This window comes from Sphingomonas mangrovi, assembly GCF_047975845.1.
Classification (GTDB): Bacteria; Pseudomonadota; Alphaproteobacteria; order Sphingomonadales; family Sphingomonadaceae; genus Sphingomonas.
This window is the reverse complement of sequence record NZ_JBIUCZ010000020.1, coordinates 1-22847: the sequence shown is the minus strand read 5'-3', so window position 1 is coordinate 22847 and position 22847 is coordinate 1. Positions and strand designations below refer to the sequence as shown.

Below are 22847 nucleotides of genomic sequence, written 5' to 3'. Positions count from 1 at the left end.
GGCCGCCTCAGCCCTCGCGGTCGTGCTTGTCCTTCTTGCGCCGGCCGAACAGCAGCTTGCGTTCCAGCTCCAGCCGCAGCGCCGCGTAATAGGCTTCCAGGAACTCGCGGTCGTAGCCCTCGTCGGGGTTGCGGCCGAGCTTGGTGCGGATCGCGCGCGCGACCATGAACTGGTCGTGGCGGTCGTCGCGGCGCAGCACCTCCTCCAGCTTGTGCAGCTCGAACGTGCCATAGGCGGCGAGCTCCTGCGGGGTGAAGCGATAGCGGTCGCCGTCGAGCGCATCGGGGTCGAGCAGCTCGATGCCGATCTGGCGCCGCTCGTTCTCGACCACCCAGGTTCCCGCCACCAGATCGCCGGCGCGCATCCGGTCGCGGTTGAACAGCAGGAAGAACAGGAACAGCAGCGCCCAGCCGAAGGCGAGGAAGCCGACCCAGCCGTCGATCGTCCCTTCCGCAAAGGCGAAGGGCAGGAAGGTCAGCGGCAGGAACAGCTCGATCTCGCGCATCAGGTTGCGCGCCAGCACCGCCGCAGGCGTCAGCCGCCCGCCGTCGCGCGCGACGACGCGCAGTTTCTGCAGCCGCTTGCCCGGCGTCGCCGCGCGCCCGCCCGCCTCGAAGGCGACGAAGTAGAAGTTGCGCAGGAGGAAGAAGCCGAGCAGCCACACCGCGAGCATCAGCGGCCCGGTTTCGGTGCCGGTCGCCTGCGCCACCAGCACCATCAGCAGCGTGAAGCCGATCAGGATCGCCAGCATGATGAGCAGGTCGAGCGTCAGCGCGCCGGCGCGCGCGCCCGCGCTGCCCAGCCGCAGGTTGAGGGTCACCCCCTCGGGCGTCACCAGCGCGCGGTCGAGCGACGGCGCGGGACGGGGGCTGCGCGGCGTGCGCGGGCGCCTAGCCACGGCGCGTTCGCCCGGCGAGGGTGAAATAGCCGAGCCACAGCGCGAACATCGTGCCGGCGATGGCGTAGCGCGCGCTGTCCCTGGTGACCAACTGGCGCGCGAAGCCTTCGAGCAGCCCCGCCACCAGCAGCATCAGCACCACGCCCAGCATCGCGGTGGCGGCGGTGCGTCCGGCGGCGCCCACCGCGGCGATGCGGCCGCGCTCGCCCGGAAAGGCGATCGCCCGGCCGACGCGCAGCCCGGCGGCGGCGGCGAGCACGATCGCGCTCAGCTCGGTCGAGCCGTGGATCATCAGCCAGCCGAATAGCCCGGGGGCCAGCCCGTGCGGCGCATAGACCGCGAACATCGCGCCCAGCATCGTCCCGTTCTGGACGAGGAGGATCAGCGTCGGAATGCCGAGCGCGAACCCCAGCGCGAAGCACAGGAACGACACCTGCGCATTGTGGGTGAACAGGAAGGTGGCGAACAGCTCCAGCCCCGCCTTGTCCGGTGCGTCGTACAGCGACGATCGCAGGAACTCGGTGGTCGCGTTCATGTCGCGGCCGCTCGCCAGCTCGATCGGGATCATCGCCCCGAACCAGGCGGGCTGGGCGCGCACCAGCGCATAGGCGGCGATCGCGCTCAGGATCGTCAGCACCGTCGCGAGCAGGATCTCGGGCCACAGCGCGCGCACCGCCTGCGGCAGGCCCTGTCGGAAGAAGCCGGCGATCTGCCGCCCCCACGGCGCGCGGCAGCCGTAGAGCACGAAATAGGCGCGGGTCGACAGGCTCTCCAGATAGGCGACCAGCGACGCGTCGAGCGAGGTGTCGCGCGCCACCGACAGCGCCGACAGCGTCGCGCGGTACAGCCGCGGCAGCTCAATCAGGTCGTCCTCGGACAGGCGCTTGGGGCTCTTGGTCTCGACCAGGTCGAGCAGCGTTTCGAGCCGCGCCCAGTCGGCCTCGCGCTCGGCGCGGAAGTGGCGGCTGGCGAACAGCGGTGCGCTCATGCCACGCGCTCGCGGTGGCGCAGGTAGCGCTCGACCAGGGTCAGCGCCATCGCCTCGGCCGGTGCCTCGATCACGTCCACCCCCATCCGGCGCAGCCGCTCGATCACGATGCGCCGCTCGCGCAGCAGCGCATGGGCGACGTTGGCGCGGACCAGATCGTCCGCCTCGGCAGGCCTGGCATCCTGGATCGCCTCCAGCTCGGCATCGCGGAACAGCACGAACAGCAGCCGATGGCGCTTGAGCATGCGCTGCGCGGCGGCGAGCATCAGCTCGGCGCTGGTCGGATCGGTGAATTCGGTGAACAGCACCACCAGCGAGCGCCGTTCGAGCCGCCCGTCGAGCGTGACGAGCGACAGCGTGTAGTTGCTCTCGTCGGTGCCATAGTCGATGTCGGCCGCGGCATGGTGCAGCCGCGCGAAGCCGCGCGTGCCCGACAGCGTGCCGGAATCGACCTGCGGCCGCGCCGCGAACGAGAACAGCCGCACCCGGTCGCCCGACTTCAGCGCGACGAAGGCGGCGAGCAGCGCGGCGGAGACCGCGCGGTCTACCCGCGGCACCGTGCCCAGCGGATCGCTCATCGCGCGGCCGGCGTCGACCGCGAACACCACCGCATTGTCGCGCTCGGTCTGGTACTCGCGTGCCAGCAGCTCGCCGTGCTTGGCCGAGGCCTTCCAGTCGATCGAGCGCCGCTCCATGCCCGGCTGGAACTCGGTGAGGACCTGGAACTCCTGGCCGTCGCCGCTGTCGCGCCGCATCCGCAGGCCGACGTGCTGGCTGTTGAGATACTGGCGCATCCCCTCGTCGCGGACGGGGCGGATGTCGGGCATCACCGCGATCGCCTGTCCGCCCGGCCGTCGCGTCTGGCGCCAGGCGAGCCCCATCGGCCCGGCCTGGCGCGCCCACAGCGTCTCCAGCACCGCCCGCCCGCGCCGCACCGCGCGGAAGCGCGTGCTGGTGCGCGGGCCGACGCGCTCCATCGGCCCGCCGAGTTCGGCGGCGAAGGTCGCGGGCAGCACTCGCTCGCCGCGTTGCAGCCGGGGTGCGAGGTCGATCGTCTCGCCGACATGCACCGCCGCCGGGGTCGCGACCGACAGCGCGGCGGTACCGAGCGGCGGCGCGAGCAGCGCGTCGGCGAGCACCAGCAGCAGCATCAGCGCCACCCAGGCGAGCGCGGCCGCCCAGGCGCCCGGCGCGACGATGCCGATGGCGAGCCCCACCGGCGCCGCCGCGGCGACAAGCCACACCGCCCGCTGGGTCGGATAGATCAACGCGGCGCCTCGGTCGTGTCGATCAGCCCGGCGACGACGTCGTCGATCCGCCGCCCGTCGATCTCGGCGGCGGGCGACAGGATCAGACGGTGGCGCAGCAGCGCGGGCGCGAGCAGCTTGACGTCGTCGGGGATGACATAGTCGCGTCCCTCCAGCGCCGCCGCCGCGCGTGCCGCCGACGCCATTGCCGAGGCGGCGCGCGGCGAAGCGCCGCTGGCGAGGTCTGGATGCTCGCGGGTCGCCCGCACCAGGCGGACAATATAGTCGATCACCGGGTCGACCAGCCGCACCTCGGACACCGCGGCGACGGCGGCGGCGATCTCGGCGGCGCCGGCGACCGGCTGCACGCCCGAATCCTCGGGCCGCGCGGTGCCGGTGCGGTTGCCGTACTGCGCGACGATCGCCCGCTCGGCTTCCTCCGACGGCCAGCCGATCGACAGCTTGAACAGGAACCGGTCGAGCTGCGCCTCGGGCAACGGATAGACGCCCTGCTGCTCGATCGGGTTCTGCGTCGCGATCACGGTGAAGCGATCGGACAGCCGCTCGGTGCGGCCGTCGCTGGTGATCGTGCGCTCTTGCATCGCTTCCAGCAGCGCCGCCTGGGTCTTGGGCGGGGTGCGGTTGATCTCGTCGGCCAGCAGCAGCTCGCAGAACACCGGCCCCTTCGTCAGCGCGAAGCTGGAGGTCTGGAAGTTGAACAGGTTCGCACCGATGATGTCGCCGGGCATCAGGTCGGGGGTGAACTGGATGCGGCCGAAGTCGAGGCTCAGCGAGCGCGCGAAGCTCTGCGCCAGCAGCGTCTTGGCGGTGCCCGGCGGCCCTTCGAGCAGTACGTGTCCGGCGGAGAACAGCGCGATCGCCAGGAAGCGCACCACCGGCGCCTGGTCCACGACGGCCTTCGCGATCTCGCGGTCGATCGCCTGTCCGAGCGACCGGACCTCGTCGAGCGTCATGCCAGTGCTTCCCTCATGCCAGTGCTTCCTTCCATGCGTGGAGTTGTCGGGCCGCCGCCACCAGCTCCGCCTCGGTTCGGGCGGTGCGCAGGCGGCGGTCGATCTCGGAATAGCGCGCGGGGCGATCGCCCAGCCTATCGAGCCGGTCGAGCAGGCTCGCCGAGTCGAGCCCGCGCGGCAGGTTCAGCGTGCGCGCGACGCCCTCGCGCGCGGCGTCGGCATAGCGGTCGCCGGCGGAAAGCGTGCGGCCGGACAGGCGGGTGAGCGCGGCGATGTTGTCGACCAGCGCCGACTTGCCGAGCGCCACCGCCCGCCGCTCGCGCAGCACCGGCCCGAACCGCACCGCGGTCGCGATCCCCGCGAGCAGCGCGGCGGCGATCATCGCGATGGTGGCCGCCAGGAACGGTGGCGTGAACAGCAGCTTCACCAGATTGCGGTCGCCCGGGCCGTAGTGGAGCGAGGCGTCGAACACCGCATAGCCGGGATAGACCGGGTCGAGCGCGGCGAGCAGCGTCGACGCGGCCTCGGCGTTCGCGCGGTGCTTCATCGCCGCGTTGTTGAGCAGGTCCGGGTCGGACAGCACATAGGTGTTCGTCTTGCCGATCCGCGCCAGCACCGCCGCGCCCCCGCCGTTGCCCAGGACGGGCACCAGCGCCTTGCCGGATATCAGCCGTACGTCCCTGGGCGCGAGGAAAGCGCGCAGCGACCAGCCGGACGCGCTGCGCAGCGTGCGCGGCCGGTCGTAGTCGATGCCGACGTCCTTCGCCGGGATCAGCGCGAGCGCCTTGTCGGCGGGAAGCAGGGCCACCCGCTCGACGCGGTGCGCTTGCAGCGGCAGCGCCGCCAGCTGCCACTTGGGCAGCACGATCAGCGTCGGATAGGCGCCGCCGTCGTTGTCCTCGGTGGCATAGCCGTTGGCCGCATTCGCCTCGCGCTCCTGCACCAGCTTCGCCACGTCCTCGGGACGGGTGTCGATGCCCGGCGTCAGGATCACGAGCTGGGGCGAGGCGACGACTTCGCTCCGGTCGGCGATCAGCGTGCCTTCGCCGCCGGTGCGCTCGACCAGCTGGCGCAGCGCATAGAAGCCGGCGCCGTTCTTCTCGTCGGCGGCGGGCATGCTGCCCAGCCGCCGCGACAGTTCGTCGGAAAAGCCGCCGAGCAGGATCGCCGCCATCGCCAGCAGCGTGCCGACCACCACCAGCACGATCGCGGTGCGTCGCGCGAAGGGTTCCTTCGCCGCGCTCATGCCGTCTTCAGCGCGAAGCGGGCATAGTCCGCGCGCGCCGCCTCCCAGTCGCCGATCCCCAGCGCGCGGCCGCCGAACCAGCTGCGCTCGACCGCGGCGACGATGCGCGCGAACACGCCGCGCGCCTCGCCCGGCAGCCCGTCGGCGCGGGCGATGTCGCGGCTGGTGGAGGATGGCCGGACCAGTTCGCCGCGCCACGCGGCGATGTCGTCGATGCTGCGGAACAGGATCAGGTGCACCGCCTCGTCGTAGCGGCCGGCGCTCGCCAGCGCGTCCGCCTCCTCGAGCAGCGCGCGCGCCTGGCCTTCGGTCGGCGCCCATTGCGGCGCTTCCTCGGCCGCGCCGCGGCCGCGCTGCAGCAGCGCCATCGCCCATTCGCGCAGGCCCGGCACCAGTGCGAACAGCAGCACGGCGACGACGAAGGCGGCGGCGATCCAGCCGAGCACCGTCCAGCCGTCGCCGACCCAGGAGACGAAGTTGCCGATGCCTCGGCTCAGCGACTTGAGCCACTCCGGCGCCTCGGCGGGCGGATCGACGTGGCGCATCGGCAGCTCGAACTGGATGGTCTTGTCGGCCAGGATCGCGCGATGCGCGTCGGCGACGCTCAGCGCTTCCGCCGACGTGTCCGCCGCCTCGCTTGCCAACACTGTACTCGCCGTCACGAGACCCCCATGCACGCGTTGGAGCAAATCGCCGATTTACACGCAATGCTTTTCGCTCCTAGGCTTGCAGTATCCGGGGGCGGACGGGGGGATTTCGGTTGTACTTCATGCTGATGCTGGTGGTGCTGCTCGCGCTGCCGTTCGCCGTCATCGCCGCACTGATCCTGGCGGCACGCTTCGAAGCGCGGCGACATGCTTGGCAATTCCGGATCAGCGACGTCTTTTCCCGGGCCTTCTCGACGATCACGCGCGCGCCGGTCGCGATCCTGGCGACCAGCCTGGTCTTCTCCGCGCTGCCGTCGCTGGTGCTGCAGCTGCTGTTCGGCCTGAGCCCCGGCAATGCGCTGTTCGCGATGACGGGGACGCAGACGGCGACCGCGATCGCGCTCGGTACGCTGGCGGGGTTGCTGATCGGGACGCTCGGCGAAGTGACGATGATCGGGATCGCGCTCGACGTGCTTGCCGGGCGCCCGGCGAAGCCCGGCGCGGCGCTGGCGCAGGGATTGCGGCTGCTGCTGCCGGCGATCGTCGCCCGGCTGCTGTGGTGGATCGGCGTGACGGTGGGGCTGATGCTGGTGGTGATCCCCGGACTGGTGCTGATGCTCACCTGGGCGGTGGTGCTGCCGGTGCTCGTCGCCGAGCGGCCGGGGATCTTCGCCAGCTTCCGGCGCAGCGGCGAGCTGGTGGTCGGCGCACGCTGGCGGCTGCTGCTGCTCGGCGCGATGGTCCTGGTGCTGTGGGCGATCTTCGGCGGCATGGCGCAGGGCTTTCTGCTCGGCAGCGTGACCGGTGCCGCGCATGCCGGCAGCCTCGTGTTCCAGACCGCGATCACCACGCTGTCGGGCGCGCTCACCGCGACCGGGCTTTCGGCCATCTACCACCAGCTCAAGTCGGAGCGCGAAGGGCTGATGGGCCAGGATCTCGAGGCGGTGTTCGCATGACCGCCCGCAATCGACACGAACGGAGAACGGATTTGCTACGATCGTTGCTGATGCTCGCCGCGGTGGGCGGGCTCGCCGCCTGCGCGGCCGACGGGACGCAGGCGCGTTCCGCCGGCGACCGCCCGGCCAGCGCCAAGAAGGACACGGGCGGCAAGACCGCCAAGGGCAACAAGGCGCCGGGCGCGGGCAAGGGATACGACCACGATCCCTATCCCTCGACCTATCACGCCTATCCCGGCCGGCCGACGCTGCTCACCAACGTCACCATCTACGACGGCGAGGGCGGGCGGATCGATCGCGGCGCGGTGCTGTTCCGCGACGGCAAGATCGTCGAGGTCGGCCAGTCGATCACCCCGGCCGAGGGCGTGACGGTGATCGACGGCGCCGGCAAATGGGTGACTCCGGGCATCATCGACGTCCACAGCCACCTGGGCGACTATCCCTCCCCCGGCGTCGAGGCGCTGTCCGACGGCAACGAGATGACCTCGCCCGTCACGCCGGAGGTCTGGGCCGAGCACAGCGTCTGGCCGCAGGACCCTGGCTTCGGCCGCGCGCTCGCCAACGGCGGCGTCACCACGCTCCAGATCCTCCCCGGCTCCGCCAACCTGTTCGGCGGCCGGTCGGTGACGGTGAAGAACGTCTACGCCCGCACCGCGCAGGCGATGAAGTTCCCCGGTGCGCCCTACGGCCTCAAGATGGCGTGCGGCGAGAACCCCAAACGCGTCTACGGCGGCAAGGGTCGCGCGCCCTCGACCCGGATGGGCAACATCGCGGTCGATCGCGCCACCTGGGCGGCGGCTCGCGAGTACGACCGCAAGTGGGACAAGTACGAGGAGGACGGCGGCGATCCGCCCACCCGCGACATGGCGATGGACACGCTGCGCGGCGTGCTCGACGGCGAGATCCTGGTCCACAACCACTGCTACCGCGCCGACGAGATGGCCACCGTCCTCGATATGGCCAAAGAGTTCGGCTACAAGGTCACCGCCTTCCACCACGCGGTGGAGGCCTACAAGATCGCCGACCTGCTCAAGGCGAACGACACCTGCGCGGCGGTGTGGGCCGACTGGTGGGGCTTCAAGATGGAGGCCTATGACGCGGTCGGCGAGAATCTCGCGATCCTCGACCATACCGGCGCCTGCGCGATGATCCATTCGGACGACGAGAACGGCATCCAGCGATTGAACCAGGAGGTCGCCAAGGTGATGGCTTCGGCCAGGCGCGCCGGCATCCCCGTCACGCCCGAGCACGCCTGGACCTGGCTCGCCATCGCGCCCGCCCGCGCGCTCGGCATCGATCAGGTCACCGGCAGCCTGAAGCCGGGCAAGATGGCCGACGTGGTGCTGTGGAACGGCGATCCGTTCAGCGTCTACACGCGGCCCGAAAAGGTCTGGGTCGACGGTGCCTTGCTGTTCGACGCGAACGACCGCCGCCTGCGGCCGGTTTCCGATTTCGAGCTCGGCCAGCCGGGCGAGGGGGATGTGAAGTGAAGCGCCTGATCCTTTCCACGGCCGCAGCCCTGCTCGGCACGGCGGCGGCGCTGCCCGCCGCGGCGCAGACGGTGGCGATCACCAACGCCCGGCTGGTGGTGGGCGACGGTGCCGGCCCGGTCGAGGGCGGCACGGTGGTGGTGCGCGACGGCCGCGTCGTCGCCGCCGGTCCCGGCGTCGCGGTGCCCGCCGGCATGCGCACGGTCGATGCCGGCGGCAAATGGGTGACGCCCGGCATCTTCGCCGGCTTCACCCGGCTGGGCATCGTCGAAGTCGACGCGGTGCAGGGCACCAACGACGCCGGGGCGGGCGAGTCGGTGTTCAACGCCGCGCTCGACGTCGCGCCGGCGGTGAACCCGCGCACCACCGCGATCGCGCTCAACCGTGCCGAGGGCGTGACGCGCGCCGTGGTTGCGCCCGACAACGGCGGCTCGATCTTCGCCGGACAGGGGGCGGTGATCGACCTCGCCGCCGACATGGATGCGGTCAGCCGCCCGCGCGCCTTCCAGTTCATGGAATGGGGCGAGGCCGGTGCACGCGCCGCCGGCGGCAGCCGTCCGGCCGCCTTCGCGATGCTGCGCAACGCCCTATTCGAGGCGCGCGACTATGCCCGCAATCCGGCGAGCTTCGCCGATCGCGGCAAGGACGCGCTGCTCACCCGGCTCGACGCGCAGGCGCTGGTGCCGGTGGTCGAGGGGCGGGTGCCGCTGCTCGCGCACGTCGAGCGGGCGTCGGACATCCGCGCGCTGCTCGACCTCAAGCGCGAGCTGGGGACGGTGAAGCTCGTGCTGGTCGGCGCGACCGAGGGCTGGACGGTGGCGGGCGACATCGCCGCCGCCGGCGTGCCGGTGATCGCCAGCGCGCTCGCCGACCTGCCCTCGTCGTTCGAGCAGCTTGCCGCCACCCAGTCGAACATCGGCCGGATGAAGGCGGCCGGGGTCACCGTCGGTATCGGCATGATCAACAACGACGAGGCGCGCCAGGCGCGGCTGGTCAAGCAGTACGCCGGCAACCTCGTGGCGCTCGCCCGCATTCCGGGGGCGTCCGGGCTCGACTGGGGCAGCGCCTTCGCCGCGATCAGTTCCAAGCCGGCCGAGGCGCTGGGGATGGGTGGCGAGTTCGGCTCGCTGCGGGCGGGCCGTCGCGGCGACGTGGTGATCTGGGACGGCGATCCGCTCGAGATCGGCTCGATGCCGACCCAGGTCTTCGTCGACGGCGTCGAACAGCCGCTGGTCCACCGCCAGCAACGGCTGCGCGACCGCTACCTCGATCCTACCGAGGGCGCGCTGCCGAAGGCGTATCAATACTGAGCGACGGGGCGCTGCGAGACCTCCCGCCGGGCGTCTCGCATCGCCGCCGCCCGCGCAGGGGAACCGCGCGGGCGGCCCGGGCTTTGTTCGGGCGTCCCGCCGCGCGCGCGGCATCACAGGAGACCACCATGCGCCTTTTGCCCCTGATCGTTCCCGCGCTCGCGCTCGGCCTCGCCGCCTGCGGGGGCAGCAAGGCGCCCGAGCCGACCGCCGCCGACAATGCCGCGACCGCGCAGGCGACGCAGGAACTCGACGCCAAGGTGGCCGCGCTTTCGGAAGGCCAGCGCAACGGCGTGTTCATCCGCGCGATCCGCGACGCGGGCGTCTCGTGCCAGGGTGTCACCGCCTCGGAACGGGCCGCCGACGCGAAGGCGACCTGGACCGCGACCTGCTCGGACGGCTCGCGCCACATCATCGCCTTCACCCCCGACGGCATGGCCAAGGTCACGAGCATGACGCGCCAGTAAGCGCGAGTGACTCGGGCGGGCGGCGCGGCTAGGGCGATTCCATGTCCCTGCCGCCCCGCCCCGAAGAGTCGCCCAGCCTCGTCGGACGGGCGCTTTCCGCGGTGCGGCTGGCCGGGCGTGGGCTTCCGAAAGACGGGTCGCGTGCTCCCGCGCAGGCGGGAGCCCAGGGTACCGGAACGCCGCGACTGCGGCTCTGGGCTCCCGTCTCCGCGCGAGCACGGCCGGACGAGGACGTACCCGCAAGCGCACGCCCGCTCGCGTACCGCTGGCCCGCCGCCTTCGCGCTGTTGCTCGCTGCCGGTCCCGCGCTGACCTGGGCCGCCGCCACGGTTGCCGAGCATCGTACCCGTGCCGAGATCGCCGCGCTCACGCCGCAGGCCGCGCCGCGGCTCGCCCGCGCGCGCGCGGATGCCGCGACGCGTGCCGGCTGGGCGCCGCTGCTGGCGCAGCCCGGCGTCGCCGCGACGCTCGAGCGCCTCGCAGCCGCGCTTCCCGCCGACGATCGGCTTGCGCGCGTCGCGTACGACGGCACGCTCGAAGTGGCGGTGCTCAGCGCCGATCCCGACGCGCTGCGCGGCGCGCTCCGTCGCGACCCGCTGCTCGCCCGGCTGCGCGAGGTGGGGCAGCAGCGCGGCGATGCGGCGATCCGCGTCACGCTGCGCGGCACGCTGCCATGATCGCGCGCTCTTGGCCGATCGCGGGCGCCGCCGGGCTCGCCCTGGCGGCGGCGCTGTGCGTGCCGATGGCCGCGGCGCTCGATCGACTCGCCGACGCGCGCGCGGCACGCAGCCAGCTCGCCGCCGCGCTGGCGGCACCGCCCCGCACGCCGGTAGTGGTGCCGGCACTCGCGATCCCTGCCGCGGATCGCGCTGCCGCCGCCCGCCGGCTCGCCGCGCAGCTCCGCGCCGCAGCCACCGGCGACGGCCTGCTGGTCGAGACGCTCGCGCCCGCCGATCCCGGCGCGCCCGGCCTGGTGGCGCTCGACCTGCGGCTGTCGGGCCCGGAGAAGGCGGTGCTCGCCTTCGTCGATCGCGCCGAGCGCGACCGGCCGCTCGCCCGCTTCGCGCGCTGGCGGGTCGAGGCTGGCGAGGGCGACAGCGTCCGCCTCGACGGAAGGCTGGTGGCACCGTGGCGCCGCTGAGCCCGCGCTGGCTGCTGCTCCCCGCCGCCTGCGTGGCGGCGGCGATGCCGGTGCTGCTGCTGCGTGGCGGCGCGCCACCGGGCGTCGCCGCGCCGGCCGAGCGGCCGCTGGGCGCGCCGCCGGAGGCGCCGCCGCTCGCCGCCGCCTTCGCCCGACCGCTGTTCGCGGCGACGACGGCCGAGGCGGGGCCGGTCGCACCGGACGCACCGGCGCTGGTCGGCGTGGTCGGGCGGCTGATGCACGACGCCGTCGCGCTGGTCCGCACCGCCGACGGCAGCACTCGCACCCTCGCACCGGGGGAGAGCGTCGACGGCTGGCGCCTCGAATCGCTCGCCGCCGACGCCGCCTATTTCACCCGCGGCAGCCAGCGCGCGCGGGTGCCGATGCCGGAGGAGTAAGGGGGCGTTCGATCGGTCTGCCCCGACCCACCCCGCCACCCCAGCGAAGGCTGGGGTCTCGTGCCGCAGGGACGGTCGTGCAGGGTCCCGCGTCGCGCGATGCGGCGGGAGATGCCAGCCTGCGCTGGCATGACGGCGTGGGGAGGGGGCGGCGGGGCGGGCGAAGCGGGGTTGCGGGGACGCTGGTCGCTACCGACTCCTGCTACTCCCCGTCACCCCAGCGGAAGCTGGGGTCTCGTGCCGCGGGGACGGTCTTGCTGGGTCCCGCGTCGCGCGATGTGGCGGGGAGATGCCAGCTTGCGCTGGCATGACGGCGATAGAGGGAGAGTGTAAAAGAGGGAGCCCCTCAATACACCCCGTCGATCTCCACCGACAGCCGCGGCCGCGGCGGGTCCAGCAGCAGGCTGCGCTTCTCGTTCAGCTGCGCCTCGTCGCCGCGCAGGCGGTCGTAGCGCGTCTGCGTCGCCGATGCCGCGGCGGTGCCGTCGCGCAGGATCGTCGGCTTGAGGAAGATGAACAGCGTGCGCTTGGTACGCTGCTCCTGACGGCTCTTGAACAACTCGCCCAGCACCGGGATGTCGCCGAGGATCGGCACCTGGCTCTTGAACCGGTTGTAGTCGTCGGCGGTCAGCCCGCCCAGCACGATCGTCTGGCCGTTTTCGGCAAGCACCGTCGTGTTGATCGAGCGCTTGTTGGTGATGATGTCGGCCGCTCGCTGCAGCTGCGCGGGCGAGATCGACGAGGCTTCCTGCGCCACCTCCAGCCGGATCGTGTCGCCCGCGTTGATCCGCGGCAGCACCCGCAGGGTGATGCCGACGTCCTTGCGCTCGATCGAGGTATAGGGATTGGCATTGGTCGCGTCGGTCAGGATCGATCCGGTGACGAACGGCACTTCCTGCGCCACCACGATCTCGCCCAGCTTGTTGTCGAGCGTGGTGAGCTGCGGCGTCGACAGCAGGTTCGCCTTGGACGAGGTGCCGAGCGCCTGCACCAGGATCGAGAAGTCGTTGCCGATGCCGATGTTGGCGGTCAGGCCCTCGCCCAGCAGCCGCCCCGCGGGGACGCCGAGCGTCTGGAGGATGTTCCCCAGCGACACCACTCCGGTGGGACTGCCGAACGAGGTGCCGGCACCGTCCAGGCCGGTCAGCGCCGCGCCGCTGGTGCCGAGCTGCACCGCGAGCCGCTCGGCATCGTCGCCGACGATTTCGGCGATGGCCGCCTCGATCACCACCTGCGGGCGGCGCACGTCCAGGTCGGGGATCAGCCGCTCGATCTGCGCCACCGCGGCCGGGGTGCCGCGCACCACCAGCGCGTTGATGTCGGGGGCGGGCTGCACCGTGATGTCGGGCGTGGCGAAGCCCTGCGGGGTTGCCGCCTGCTCGCCCATCGGCACGCCGCCGCCGATCGGGGTGCTGCCGGTCAGCCCCTGCGTGGTGCTCGCCGCGGCCGCCGCCTGCGCCGCGGTGTTGCCGCGGATCAGGTTCGACAGCGCGTTGGTCGGGCTGCTGCCGCCGCCGCCGGTGCGCGACCGGGTGGAGAGGCTGCGCGCCACCGGGTTGGAGGCGCTCGCCTCCTGTCCCAGCACGCCGCGCAGCACCTCCGTCACCGACTCGGCGTCGGCGTGGTTGAGGCGGAACACTCGGGTCAGCGGCGTGGCTCCGCCCGGCGCGTCGAGCGCCTGGGCGATCCGCCGCGCCTCCGCCACCGCCGCCGGGGTGCCGCGCACCACCACCGTGTTGCTGCGCGGGTCGGCCGCAACGCGCGCGCCGGTCCCTGCGGCGGCGTCGCCCAGCACGCCCTGCATCGCCTGGGCGACTTCGGCGGCATTGCCATTCTGCAGCGGGATGGTCGCGAAGCTCGATCCGCCGCCCCCGTCGAGCGAGCGCGCCAGCGCCTCGATCCTAGCGACGTTGTCGGCATAGTCGGTGACGACGATCGCATTGGGGCTCGACAGCGGCTCGACGCTGCCGAAGTTCGCCACCAGCGGGCGCACGATCCGCGCCGCGTCGGCCGCGGGGACGTTGGCGAGGCGCACCATCCGCGTCGTCAGTGCCTGGCCGCCGCCGCCGCGGATGCCGCCGTCGCGCACCGCGTTGGCGGCGGGCACGATCCGGTACGAACCGCCCGAGCGGACCGCGGCGAAGCCGTTGGCGCGCAGCACCGATTGGAACAGCTCCCACACGCCGGCGGGCGACAGCGGCTCGGCCGAGGTGACGGTGACCTGGCCCTTCACCGTCGGATCGAGGATCAGCGTCCGTCCGGTCAGCCGGCTGATCTGCTCGGCGACGTCGGCGATCTCCACCCCGCGCATGTTGACGACGATGTCGCCCGCGGGCGCGGTCTGCGCGGCGAGGGGCTGGAGTGCGGTCGCCGCGAGGCAGAGCGCGAGAAGCGGGGTGCGAATCGGATGCGGCACGATGGTCTGCCCTAGCGGATCGGAACGGTGACGGTAATCGGCTTGCCGTCGCGAAGGATGGTGATCTGTGCGGGGCCGTTGCCGGCGTTGGCGAGTGCGGCGCTGGCGGCGGCGGGATCGCTGAGCGCGGTGCCGTTGATCGACTGGATCACGTCGCCCTGCCGCATCCCCGGCGGGGCGCCGGCGCCGATCGCATAGCCGCCCGGCACCTGCGTGGCGCCGAGCCGCTCGATCAGCCCGGCCGCGGCGGCGGGGCTCTGGACGGCGGGGGGCGGCGGCGACGCCATCGGCGTGAAGCCGGGCATGGCGGGCGCCGCCGGTGGCGGTGCCGCCGTGTCGGTTGCGCCGGTCAGCACGTTGGAGTCGGGGAAGCCGAGATATTCGATGCGCCCGCCGTTGTTGAGCAGGATGCGGTCGCGCTGGATGCCCTCGATCCGCAGCCCCGCCAGCGTGTCGCCGACGTGGTAGGACTTCGCCGGCTCGGAGCCGGTCGCGACGAAGGCGATCGCCCGTTCGGCGGGGATCGCGAAGATCAGCCCCTTGAGCTCGGCCTGGATGCCGGTCTTGGCGGTGGGCTCGCCGACCGCCGCCTGGCCGAACGGCGCCCAGCCGAGCAGCGGCGCCAGATCGGCGGGCGTGGTCGCGCGGATGCGGCCCTCGCTCGGCACCGTGACCGCGCCGGTGCCGGCATGCCCCGCCATCCGCCACACCAGCCCGGCGAGCGCGAACGCCACCGACACGATCGCCAGCGCGATCGCGGCGTCGAGCGTGCGCCGCTTCTGGCGCGGGGTGAGCGCGGACATCCTCATGCTCCGCGTCCTTCGAGGAAGCCGTCGAGCTGCGCAAGCGGCGTTTCCTCGCCCGCCGCCGACACCGCGATCCGCACCCGATCGAGCGCGGGATCGTCGGTGCCGCGCCGCGCCACCGCCACCTGCCAGCGGCGCCCGAGCATCTCGACCTCGCGCGACTCGCCTTCGGGTGCGCCCACCTCGAGCTCGGCGAGCCGGTTCTCCGCGACCAGCATTGCGATCGTGCGGCGTTCGATGCCGCGGGTCGAATCGATGTGCTGCTCGACCGCGCCGATCAGCCCGACGGTGGCGATCGCCAGCACCGCCAGCGCGACCAGCGCCTCGATCAGCGAAAAGCCCTGTTCGGAAGGCGGCGGCGTCATGCGGCGGGCGCCGGCGGGGAGGTCGGGCGGGGCGCGGCGGGGGCGTGCACCGCCTGCGCGGTCATGCCGTCGTAGGTGACGACCCAGCGGTCGTCGCCCGCGGTGATGTCGGCGGTGAGCGGCTGGCCCGTCCCGTCGACGCCCAGCAGCACCGGCGGCCGCGCCGACAGCGTCATCGTCATGCCGCCGGGCAGCGTGTGGAAGCCCATGCCGGCGCCTTCGCGCGGCTGCCAGCCGCCCTTGGCGTCCATCGTCGCGAAGCCATAGCCGTGCTCGGCAGCGGTGAAGGCGATCGCGCGGTCGCCGAGCATCGCGTCGTCCGCGGCGGACTGGAGCTGCGTCGCCAGCCGCCGCGCCTCGGTCTCGACCGTCGGCGCGCGTGTCGCCGCGCCGATCCCCAGCGTCACCGCCCCGGCGGCGACGCCGATGATCGCGAGCACCACCAGCATCTCGACCAGGGTCATGCCGATCTGGTTTGAGGACCACCTCGCGTGGCCGTCCGCACCCCAGCCACGCTCCGTCACCCCAGCGAAGGCTGGGGTCTCGTGCCTCGGGGACGATCCTGCGAGGATACCGCCGTCCCGCACCACCGCGGGGAGATGCCAGCCTGCGCTGGCATGACGGTTGGGGGGTGTGGGGGAGCGGGGTTCCGCCCGCCGCTCGAAGGCCGCAGCACCCGATCCCGCCGCCGCGCTCCGCGTACTCCCCCGGTCCGTCACCCCAGCGAAAGCTGGGGTCTCGTGCCGCGAGGACGGAACCACGACGATGCCGCCGTCTCGCACCATCGCGGGAGATGCCAGCCTTCGCTGGCATGACGGAGCGGGGAGACGGGGGTGCGAACCGGGACCCGCACGACGCTGGAGCATGCCCGCGCGGCGGGCGGGCGGCGCCATGTCAGCGGCGCTTGCCGTCGATGTCCGCGTCCAGCCCCTCGCCGCCGGGCCGGCCGTCCTTGCCGAGCGACTTCAGCTCGAAGCTGCCGCTGCCGCCGGTATAGGCATAGGGATTGCCCCACGGATCGACCGGCATCTGCGACAGATAGCCGCCCTCGGCCCAGCCGCCCGGCACCGGCGGGGTGGTCGGGCGCTCGACCAGCGCCTTCAGGCCCTGCTGCGTCGTCGGATAGTCGCCGTTGTCCAGCCGGTACATCTTGAGCGCGGCGCCGATGCTCTGGATGTCGGTGTTGGCGGTGGTGACCCGCGCCTGGTCGGGGCGGCTGATGACGTTGGGGACGATCAGCGCCGCGACGATCGCGATGATCGCCAGCACCACGATCATCTCGACCAGCGTCAGCCCCGCCTCGGACGCCGGCACGGGCGACGCGCCACGCACGCGCGGCTTGCGGCTTGCCGTCCAGGCTGCCACGGTGCCGGCGACGCTGTCATGAAACTGTTGTGAAAAGATGCGCATCCCGGCTCCATGCGTTCGCCTGATGACTCAAATATGACCGTCCCAGAGGCGGATAGCACTGCCGCCGGCGTGTGGACGCTCGAGGGCGAACGCCCGATCATAGCCGATGCCGAGGGTCCCGCAACCGTGCTGGTGCCGTCCGAGCGGCTGCTGCTGCTCGCGGTGGACCTGCCGCTCGCCAGCCGGGCGCAGCGGCTGGAGGCGCTGCCCTTCGCGATCGAGGACCGCATCGCCGATCCGCTCGACCTGGTGCACCTGGCGATCGGCGAGGCGCTGGCGCCGCAGCGCTATCTGGTCGCGGTGGTGCGCCACAGCGTCATGGCCGAGTGGCTCGCGCTCGCCGAGGCGCACGGGTTGGGCGAGGCCGCGCTGATCCCCGACGCGCTCGCGCTGCCGCGTCCGGCGGAGGGCGCGTGGAACGTGGCGCAGCGCGGCGGACGCGCGGCGGTGCGCGCCGGCGACGGCACCGGCTTCGCCGTTCCCGCGGCGATGCTCCCCGCCGCGTGGCAGGCCGCGGCCAAGCCGGACATCGCGTCGTTCGGCGAGCCGCTGGCCGAGGCGTTCGGGGCGCAGGCCGCTGAGTCCCAGCCGCTCGGGATGACGCTGGCGGTGCCGGCGCTCGATCTGCGCCAGGGTCGCTACGCGCGCCGCGGCGCCGGCTCCACCTTCGTGCGCAAGCTGGCGATGGTCGCGGTCGCCGCGCTGGTCGCGCACGGCGTCATCGCCGCCGCCGACACGCTGATGCTGCGCGCGATCGCCGACCGGCGCGAGGCGGAGACGCGCACGCTGCTCGCCACCGCGGCGCCCGATCTCGCACAGGCGCCCGACCTGCCCGGCAGCGTCGCCGACCGGCTGCCGCGCGCCACCGGCGACAATCGCTTCGTCCCTGCACTTACCCGCGTCGCCGCCGCGCTGGCGCCGCTCGCGCCGCAGATCGCGGTCCGGTCGATGCAGTGGAGCGGCAGCCGGCTGGTGCTCGATCTCGACGCCGGCGATGCGGGGGCCGCCGACCGGCTGCGCGCCGCACTGTCGGCGGCGCGGATCGACGCCACCGTCGCCGCCGATCCGGCGGGCGGCATCCGCGTGACGGCGGCGGGCGCATGATCGTGCGGCTTCTCCAACGCTCGCGGCTGGAGGCGGCCATCGCCCGCGCCGATCGCTGGTGGAGCGGGCTGAGTGCGCGCGAGCGGGTGCTGGTCGGCACGCTGGGCGCGTTGCTGGTGCTGCTGGTGGCGGTCTATGGCGTGGTGAAGCCGATCCAGGCCGCGCGCGCCGATGCGCGCGCCGACATCCGCCAGTTCGAGACGCTCAACGCCCGCATCCGCGCCGCCGGTACGCTGCCGCCGGCGCAGCCGCTCGCCGCCGGGCCCCCCGATGCGGCGATCGCCGCCGCCGCGGGGCGGGCGGGGCTGGCGGTCCAGACGGTGCCGCTGGTCGCCGGCGGCTATCGCGTCACGGTGGCCGACGGCGGCTACGACGGCGTGATCCGCTGGATCGACGAGGTCGCGCGCACCACCACGCTCGGCGTCAAGCAGGTGTCGATCGTGCGCGGCGGCGCCCCCGGCCGGGTCTCGGCCACCGTGGAGTTCGGCGGATGACCGATACGCTGCTGGTGGTCGAGGACGCACCCGCCGAGCGCCTGCCCTATGGCTATGCCCGCCGCGCCGGCGTGCTGCTGCGCCCCGCCGGCACGGGCGTCGAATGCCTCCACCGCGCGGGCGCACCGCTAGATGCGCTGCTGGAGGTCCAGCGCATCGCTCCCGGCGCGGCCTTTCTGCCGGTCGCCGACGATGCCTTCGAGACCGCGCTCGCCCAGGCCTATGGCGGCAGCGCCACCACCGCCGCCGATATCGAACTTGCCGAACAGGACCTCGCCGCGCTCGCCGACAGCGCCGCCTCGGTCGACGACCTGCTCGACAGCCGCGACGATTCGCCCGTCATCCGCCTCATCAACGCGCTGCTGCTCGAGGCGGTGAAGGAACGCGCGTCGGACGTGCATGTCGAGACGCAGGAGAAGCGCCTCGTCGTTCGCTTCCGCATCGACGGCGTCTTGCGCGACATCGTCGAGCCGCAGCGTGCGCTTGCGCCGTTGCTGGTCAGCCGCATCAAGGTGATGGCGAAGCTCGACATCGCCGAGAAGCGCGTGCCCCAGGACGGCCGCGTGACGCTGCGCATCGGCGGTCACGACGTCGACGCGCGCGTCTCCACCATTCCCACCCAGCATGGCGAACGCGTGGTGCTGCGCCTGCTCGAACGCGGCGGGCTGCGCCTCGACCTGCCGAGCCTGGGCATGTCGGACCGCGACGTCACCGTCTTCACCCGCCTGCTCGAGCGCCCGCACGGCATGCTGCTCGTCACCGGCCCGACCGGCTCGGGCAAGACCACGACGCTCTACACCGCGCTCACCCGCCTCAACGACCGTCGCCGCAACATCATGACGGTCGAGGACCCGATCGAGTACGAGCTGCCCGGCATCGGCCAGACCCAGGTCAACCCGCGCACCGACCTCACCTTCGCCCGGGGCCTGCGCGCCATCCTGCGCCAGGACCCGGACGTCATCATGGTCGGCGAGATCCGCGACCAGGAAACCGCGCAGGTCGCCGTGCGCTCGTCGATGACCGGCCATTTCGTGCTGTCGACGCTGCACACCAACTCCGCGGTCGGCTCCGTCACCCGCCTGATCGACATGGGCGTCGAGCGCTATCTGCTGGCGCCGATGGTCGTGGGGCTGGTCGCGCAGCGGCTGGTGCGGCGGCTGTGCCCCGACTGCCGGCGCGAGGAGGTGGCGGGCGAGGGCGACGTGCTGCTGATGGGCGGCGCGATCGCGCTCGGCGAGCCGCTGTGGCGCGCCACCGGCTGCGACGCCTGCCACGGCGACGGCTATGCCGGCCGCGCCGGGCTGTACGAGGTGGTCGCGGTGGACGACGCGTTCCAGGCGCTGATCCACGACGGCGCCTCGGAAGCCGAGCTCGAACGCGCCGCCCGCCGCGACAACCCCTCGATGCTCGACGACGGCGCCGCCAAGGTCCGCGCCGGCGTCACGACGGTGGAGGAAGTCGCGCGCGTGGTGCGCGACGAGGGGTGACCGGGTCCCGTGCTCCTGCGAAGGCAGGAGCCCAGGATGACAAGCGATGCGCTGTTTGGCTCTGGGCTCCTGCCTGCGCAGGAGCACGAACATGCCCAACACCCCGTCATGCTGACGAAAGTCAGCATCCATTCGCGCAACGCCGGCGGCTCAAGCGGAGCGGCAATGGATCCTGACTTCCGTCAGGATGACGAAAGGGGCAACCTCACGGCACCACCGCCTCCCGGTCGAGCTTCGGCAGCGTCGGCGCGCCGCTGGTGTCGAACGTCACGCGCTGGATGTGCGGCGCGCGCTTGCCGGTGCAGCCCATCTCGGCGGCGGTGTTGGCGTGGTAGACCATCCAGGTCGACCCGTCCCTGCCGGTGAAGAAGCCGTTGTGCCCCGGCGCGAACACGCCCGCGGACGGCGTGGTCTTGAGGATCGGCTCGGGCGCCTTGGTCCACGACGCGGCCTTGAGCGGATCGGCGTCGGCGGGCGCGCGCAGCAGCCCGACGGCATAGCCGTCCGACCAGCAGGCGCTGCCCGAATAGGCCAGGAACAGCTCGCCCTTGGGGCCCTGGAGGAACGCCGGCCCCTCCAGGATCTGGCGCCCGCCCTGGCGCTCCCATTCGCGGTCGGGCCGCGCCAGGATCGTCTCGGGCCCGGTCACCGTCCAGGGATTGCGCATCGCGACGATGGCGAGGTCGCTTTCGTCGCCGACATAGGGCGAATAGACGAAATAGCGCTTGCCGCGGTGCGCGAAGGTGGTGCCGTCGATCCCCGGCCGCGCGGTCGCCACCCGGCCGCGGTCGACCCACGTTCCCTTGAGCGGATCGGCGCCGGCATTCTCCAGCACGAACACGCCGCGATGCGCGTCGTCGTCGTGCCCGGCGGCTGCGGCGGTGTAGTAGATGTACCATTTGCCGTCGATGCGATGCAGCTCGGGCGCCCAGATCGACTGCGCGTTCGGCCCCGTCACCGGCGGGCGCCACACCACCGTCTCCTTCGCCTCGGCTAGCCGCGCGAGGTCGCGCGTCGCCCGGATTGCCAGCCGGTCGCCTCGCGTCGCCATATAGTAATAGGTGTCGCCGTCGCGCACGATCCACGGATCGGGGCCGCCGGGAAGCAGCGGGTTGGTCGCCACCGCCGCGGGCGCCTCGACGGCCGCTGTGGCGGGAACGGCAGTCGTCGCCAGCGCGACGGCCGGCAGCATCATCCAGCGCAGGCTGCGCATCGTCGCTCTCCTCATATTTATCAGCTTTGCTAATGCCTGTGCGATGGCGTGATCTCAAGGGCCCGCGTGAAACGACGAAATTCCCCACTTCGTCATCCTGACGGAAGTCAGGATCCATTGCCGCTTCGCTCGCGCCTCCAGCGTGGCGCATCTGGATGCCGACTTGCGTCAGCATGACGGGGGGGGGCTGCGGTTTGGCTATGAGGGACAGACGGTCGGACTCGCTGCTTCCCTCTGTCCTACCGCGCCGGCTTGTGCTTTCGTCGCGCGCGATGCTCTGCCGCCCCTTCTGTCACACGCCCGACGTGCTTCCGATCGAAGCGTGCGCAGGCCTCAACTTCCTCAACTTCCGCGCGAGCTTCGCATGACCGCCTATGCCTATCGCGCCGCCGATCGCGCCGGCGCCACCCGCAAGGGGATCGTCGAAGCGTCGAGCCCGGCTGCCGCACGCGCGCTGCTGCGCGACCAGGCGCTGCTGCCGCTGTCCGTCGAAGTGGCAGGGGAGAAGCGCGCGAGCGTGGGCACGCTGCGGCTGCCGTCGCTCCGGCGGCGCGGCATCACCCCGCGCCAGCTCGCCACCATCACCCGCCAGATCGCGACTCTGGTCGGCTCCGACGTTGCCATCGAGGAAGCGCTCCGGCTGGTCGCCGGCCAAGCGGAGCAGGCGACGGTGAGCGCGCTGCTGCTCGACGTGCGCGCCGCCATCCTCGACGGGCGCAGCTTCGCCGCCGCGCTGTCGCGCCACCCGCGTGCCTTTCCCGGCTTCTACACCGCCTCGGTCTCGGCCGGCGAGCAGTCCGGGCGGCTGACCGACGTGCTCAACCACCTCGCCGCCTTCGTCGAGACTCGCCACGCCAATGGGCAGAAGCTCCAGCTGGCGCTGCTCTATCCGGCGCTGCTCGCCACCGTCTCGTTCGGGATGATGGTGCTGCTGATGGTCTATGTCGTGCCCGACATCGTCCGCGTGTTCGTGTCGCGCGGCGCCGAGCTGCCGTTCCTCACCCGCGCGCTGATCGCGCTGTCGGCGTTCATCCAGAACTACGGGCTCATCGTCGCCGGCATCGCGCTGGTGGTGGTGCTGGTCGCCGGGCGCTGGATGCGGGTGCCCGCCAACCGGCTGCGGGTCGACCGCTTCCTCTCCGAACGCCGCCCGTTCCGCCGCTTCAGCCGCCAGCACAACGCCGCGCGCTTCGCCGGGAGCCTCGCGACATTGGTCGGCAGCGCGGTTCCGCTGGTCGAGGCGCTCCACGCCGCCGCCGCGGTCACCCCCAACCGCTGGGTGCGCGACAAGGCGCTGGGCGTCGCCCACCGCGTCCGCGAGGGGCTGAGTCTGCGCGCCGCGATGGCGGAGGCGGAGGCGTTCCCGTCGATGCTGGTCGCGATCGTCGCCTCGGGCGAATCGAGCGGCCGCCTCGCCCCCGCGCTCGACCGCGCCGCCACCGAGCTGGAGCGCGAACTCGACGCGCTCACCGCGACGCTGGTCGCGCTGGTCGAGCCGCTGGTGCTGCTGCTGATGGGTGGGCTGGTGCTGCTGATGGTGCTCGCGATCCTGCTGCCGATCATCAACCTCAACAACCTCGTGACGATCTGAGGGGCGCGCCGGCCGCCCCACGCGACCCGTCATGCTGACGGAAGTCAGCATCCATTCGCGCCACGCTCGCGCTTCCGGCGGTAGCGGCAATGGATCCCCCGAGTTCACAAACGAAGTGCAACACCAGGTTGAGGTGTTGCGATGGGAACCAGGTACCGACAGCTCTCGTATGCGGAACGGTGTGCGATTGCCCGGCTTC

The 22847-nt window shown here is 72.6% G+C and carries 23 protein-coding genes; 11 read left to right on the top strand and 12 right to left on the bottom strand.

Annotated features, from left to right (window positions below):
* Positions 1 to 7: 7 nt before the first annotated feature.
* Genes ACBY01_RS10845 through ACBY01_RS10820 form a run of 6 tightly spaced genes read right to left on the bottom strand, consistent with a single transcriptional unit; the run spans position 8 to position 6015 of the window.
* The gene (locus ACBY01_RS10845; RefSeq protein WP_416460851.1) at positions 8 to 898 is read right to left on the bottom strand and encodes an RDD family protein; all 891 of its coding nucleotides are present in this window, start codon (positions 896 to 898) and stop codon (positions 8 to 10) included.
* On the bottom strand, positions 891 to 1886 hold the full coding sequence (locus tag ACBY01_RS10840) for a stage II sporulation protein M (protein WP_416460850.1): 996 nt from the start codon (positions 1884 to 1886) through the stop codon (positions 891 to 893). The genes ACBY01_RS10845 and ACBY01_RS10840 overlap by 8 nt, the downstream gene beginning before the upstream one ends.
* On the bottom strand, positions 1883 to 3154 hold the full coding sequence (locus tag ACBY01_RS10835) for a DUF58 domain-containing protein (RefSeq protein ID WP_416460849.1): 1272 nt from the start codon (positions 3152 to 3154) through the stop codon (positions 1883 to 1885). Before ACBY01_RS10835 ends, ACBY01_RS10840 begins: the two co-directional genes overlap by 4 nt.
* A complete protein-coding gene (locus ACBY01_RS10830) occupies positions 3151 to 4107 on the bottom strand; it encodes an AAA family ATPase (protein ID WP_416460848.1) in 957 nt (318 codons plus the stop codon). The genes ACBY01_RS10835 and ACBY01_RS10830 overlap by 4 nt, the downstream gene beginning before the upstream one ends.
* 13 nt (positions 4108 to 4120) lie before the next feature.
* Positions 4121 to 5353: a hypothetical protein gene (locus ACBY01_RS10825; protein WP_416460847.1), complete on the bottom strand. Its 1233-nt coding sequence runs from the start codon at positions 5351 to 5353 to the stop codon at positions 4121 to 4123.
* Positions 5350 to 6015, bottom strand: a complete 666-nt coding sequence (locus ACBY01_RS10820) for a DUF4129 domain-containing protein (RefSeq protein ID WP_416460846.1) — start codon at positions 6013 to 6015, stop codon at positions 5350 to 5352. Before ACBY01_RS10820 ends, ACBY01_RS10825 begins: the two co-directional genes overlap by 4 nt.
* Before the next feature lie 98 nt (positions 6016 to 6113).
* Here ACBY01_RS10820 and ACBY01_RS10815 point away from each other — a divergent pair, with 98 nt between their 5' ends.
* The 7 genes from ACBY01_RS10815 (at position 6114) to ACBY01_RS10785 (ending at position 11762) form a co-directional block, all read left to right on the top strand.
* The gene (locus tag ACBY01_RS10815) at positions 6114 to 6956 is read left to right on the top strand and encodes a hypothetical protein (protein ID WP_416460845.1); all 843 of its coding nucleotides are present in this window, start codon (positions 6114 to 6116) and stop codon (positions 6954 to 6956) included.
* Positions 6957 to 7006: 50 nt separating this feature from the next.
* Positions 7007 to 8446 (top strand): amidohydrolase, encoded by a 1440-nt coding sequence (locus ACBY01_RS10810; protein WP_416460895.1) that lies wholly within the window; start codon positions 7007 to 7009, stop codon positions 8444 to 8446.
* Entirely contained in the window at positions 8443 to 9756 is a 1314-nt protein-coding gene (locus ACBY01_RS10805) for an amidohydrolase family protein (RefSeq protein WP_416460844.1), read from the top strand. The genes ACBY01_RS10810 and ACBY01_RS10805 overlap by 4 nt, the downstream gene beginning before the upstream one ends.
* Positions 9757 to 9884: 128 nt before the next feature.
* Positions 9885 to 10223, top strand: a complete 339-nt coding sequence (locus ACBY01_RS10800; RefSeq protein ID WP_416460843.1) for a hypothetical protein — start codon at positions 9885 to 9887, stop codon at positions 10221 to 10223.
* A 41-nt stretch (positions 10224 to 10264) separates the two neighbouring features.
* Positions 10265 to 10900 carry a hypothetical protein gene (locus tag ACBY01_RS10795; RefSeq protein WP_416460842.1) on the top strand — a complete coding sequence of 212 codons (636 nt, stop codon included), beginning with the start codon at positions 10265 to 10267 and terminating at the stop codon, positions 10898 to 10900.
* A complete protein-coding gene (locus ACBY01_RS10790; RefSeq protein ID WP_416460841.1) occupies positions 10897 to 11364 on the top strand; it encodes a hypothetical protein in 468 nt (155 codons plus the stop codon). The genes ACBY01_RS10795 and ACBY01_RS10790 overlap by 4 nt, the downstream gene beginning before the upstream one ends.
* The gene (locus ACBY01_RS10785) at positions 11352 to 11762 is read left to right on the top strand and encodes a hypothetical protein (protein ID WP_416460840.1); all 411 of its coding nucleotides are present in this window, start codon (positions 11352 to 11354) and stop codon (positions 11760 to 11762) included. The genes ACBY01_RS10790 and ACBY01_RS10785 overlap by 13 nt, the downstream gene beginning before the upstream one ends.
* Positions 11763 to 12108: 346 nt before the next feature.
* Here ACBY01_RS10785 and gspD read toward each other — a convergent pair whose 3' ends face one another.
* The 5 genes from gspD to gspG form a co-directional block, all read right to left on the bottom strand.
* A complete protein-coding gene (gspD, locus tag ACBY01_RS10780) occupies positions 12109 to 14178 on the bottom strand; it encodes a type II secretion system secretin GspD (protein ID WP_416460839.1) in 2070 nt (689 codons plus the stop codon).
* A gap of 11 nt (positions 14179 to 14189) precedes the next feature.
* Positions 14190 to 14987 (bottom strand): type II secretion system protein N, encoded by a 798-nt coding sequence (locus tag ACBY01_RS10775; protein ID WP_416460838.1) that lies wholly within the window; start codon positions 14985 to 14987, stop codon positions 14190 to 14192.
* Positions 14984 to 15349 (bottom strand): type II secretion system minor pseudopilin GspI, encoded by a 366-nt coding sequence (gspI, locus tag ACBY01_RS10770; RefSeq protein ID WP_416460837.1) that lies wholly within the window; start codon positions 15347 to 15349, stop codon positions 14984 to 14986. The genes ACBY01_RS10775 and gspI overlap by 4 nt, the downstream gene beginning before the upstream one ends.
* Positions 15346 to 15873: a prepilin-type N-terminal cleavage/methylation domain-containing protein gene (locus ACBY01_RS10765; RefSeq protein ID WP_416460836.1), complete on the bottom strand. Its 528-nt coding sequence runs from the start codon at positions 15871 to 15873 to the stop codon at positions 15346 to 15348. The genes gspI and ACBY01_RS10765 overlap by 4 nt, the downstream gene beginning before the upstream one ends.
* 370 nt (positions 15874 to 16243) lie before the next feature.
* Positions 16244 to 16759: a type II secretion system major pseudopilin GspG gene (gspG, locus tag ACBY01_RS10760; protein WP_416460835.1), complete on the bottom strand. Its 516-nt coding sequence runs from the start codon at positions 16757 to 16759 to the stop codon at positions 16244 to 16246.
* Positions 16760 to 16792: 33 nt separating this feature from the next.
* Between gspG and gspL the strand changes: the two genes are divergently transcribed.
* Genes gspL through gspE form a run of 3 tightly spaced genes read left to right on the top strand, consistent with a single transcriptional unit; the run spans position 16793 to position 19844 of the window.
* Entirely contained in the window at positions 16793 to 17863 is a 1071-nt protein-coding gene (gspL, locus tag ACBY01_RS10755) for a type II secretion system protein GspL (RefSeq protein WP_416460834.1), read from the top strand.
* Positions 17860 to 18357 (top strand): type II secretion system protein M, encoded by a 498-nt coding sequence (gene gspM, locus ACBY01_RS10750; protein ID WP_416460833.1) that lies wholly within the window; start codon positions 17860 to 17862, stop codon positions 18355 to 18357. Before gspL ends, gspM begins: the two co-directional genes overlap by 4 nt.
* On the top strand, positions 18354 to 19844 hold the full coding sequence (gene gspE, locus ACBY01_RS10745) for a type II secretion system ATPase GspE (RefSeq protein WP_416460832.1): 1491 nt from the start codon (positions 18354 to 18356) through the stop codon (positions 19842 to 19844). Before gspM ends, gspE begins: the two co-directional genes overlap by 4 nt.
* A gap of 205 nt (positions 19845 to 20049) precedes the next feature.
* On the opposite strand, the gene ACBY01_RS10740 is transcribed toward gspE, so the two are convergent.
* Positions 20050 to 21057: a glycoside hydrolase family 43 protein gene (locus ACBY01_RS10740; RefSeq protein WP_416460831.1), complete on the bottom strand. Its 1008-nt coding sequence runs from the start codon at positions 21055 to 21057 to the stop codon at positions 20050 to 20052.
* Positions 21058 to 21421: 364 nt separating this feature from the next.
* On the opposite strand from ACBY01_RS10740, the gene ACBY01_RS10735 reads away from it, so the two are divergent.
* Complete coding sequence (locus ACBY01_RS10735; protein ID WP_416460830.1) at positions 21422 to 22648, top strand: type II secretion system F family protein; 1227 nt, start codon at positions 21422 to 21424, stop codon at positions 22646 to 22648.
* Positions 22649 to 22847 lie beyond the last annotated feature (199 nt).

Coding starts and splice junctions, on each gene's coding strand:
- ACBY01_RS10840 (WP_416460850.1), bottom strand. CDS start 1,886: ATGAGCGCACCGCTGTTCGCCAGCCGCCACTTCCGCGCCGAGCGCGAG.
- ACBY01_RS10830 (WP_416460848.1), bottom strand. CDS start 4,107: ATGACGCTCGACGAGGTCCGGTCGCTCGGACAGGCGATCGACCGCGAG.
- ACBY01_RS10825 (WP_416460847.1), bottom strand. CDS start 5,353: ATGAGCGCGGCGAAGGAACCCTTCGCGCGACGCACCGCGATCGTGCTG.
- ACBY01_RS10810 (WP_416460895.1), top strand. CDS start 7,007: ATGCTCGCCGCGGTGGGCGGGCTCGCCGCCTGCGCGGCCGACGGGACG.
- ACBY01_RS10800 (WP_416460843.1), top strand. CDS start 9,885: ATGCGCCTTTTGCCCCTGATCGTTCCCGCGCTCGCGCTCGGCCTCGCC.
- ACBY01_RS10795 (WP_416460842.1), top strand. CDS start 10,265: ATGTCCCTGCCGCCCCGCCCCGAAGAGTCGCCCAGCCTCGTCGGACGG.
- ACBY01_RS10790 (WP_416460841.1), top strand. CDS start 10,897: ATGATCGCGCGCTCTTGGCCGATCGCGGGCGCCGCCGGGCTCGCCCTG.
- ACBY01_RS10775 (WP_416460838.1), bottom strand. CDS start 14,987: ATGAGGATGTCCGCGCTCACCCCGCGCCAGAAGCGGCGCACGCTCGAC.
- gspI (WP_416460837.1), bottom strand. CDS start 15,349: ATGACGCCGCCGCCTTCCGAACAGGGCTTTTCGCTGATCGAGGCGCTG.
- gspG (WP_416460835.1), bottom strand. CDS start 16,759: ATGCGCATCTTTTCACAACAGTTTCATGACAGCGTCGCCGGCACCGTG.
- gspL (WP_416460834.1), top strand. CDS start 16,793: ATGACCGTCCCAGAGGCGGATAGCACTGCCGCCGGCGTGTGGACGCTC.
- gspM (WP_416460833.1), top strand. CDS start 17,860: ATGATCGTGCGGCTTCTCCAACGCTCGCGGCTGGAGGCGGCCATCGCC.
- gspE (WP_416460832.1), top strand. CDS start 18,354: ATGACCGATACGCTGCTGGTGGTCGAGGACGCACCCGCCGAGCGCCTG.
- ACBY01_RS10740 (WP_416460831.1), bottom strand. CDS start 21,057: ATGCGCAGCCTGCGCTGGATGATGCTGCCGGCCGTCGCGCTGGCGACG.
- ACBY01_RS10735 (WP_416460830.1), top strand. CDS start 21,422: ATGACCGCCTATGCCTATCGCGCCGCCGATCGCGCCGGCGCCACCCGC.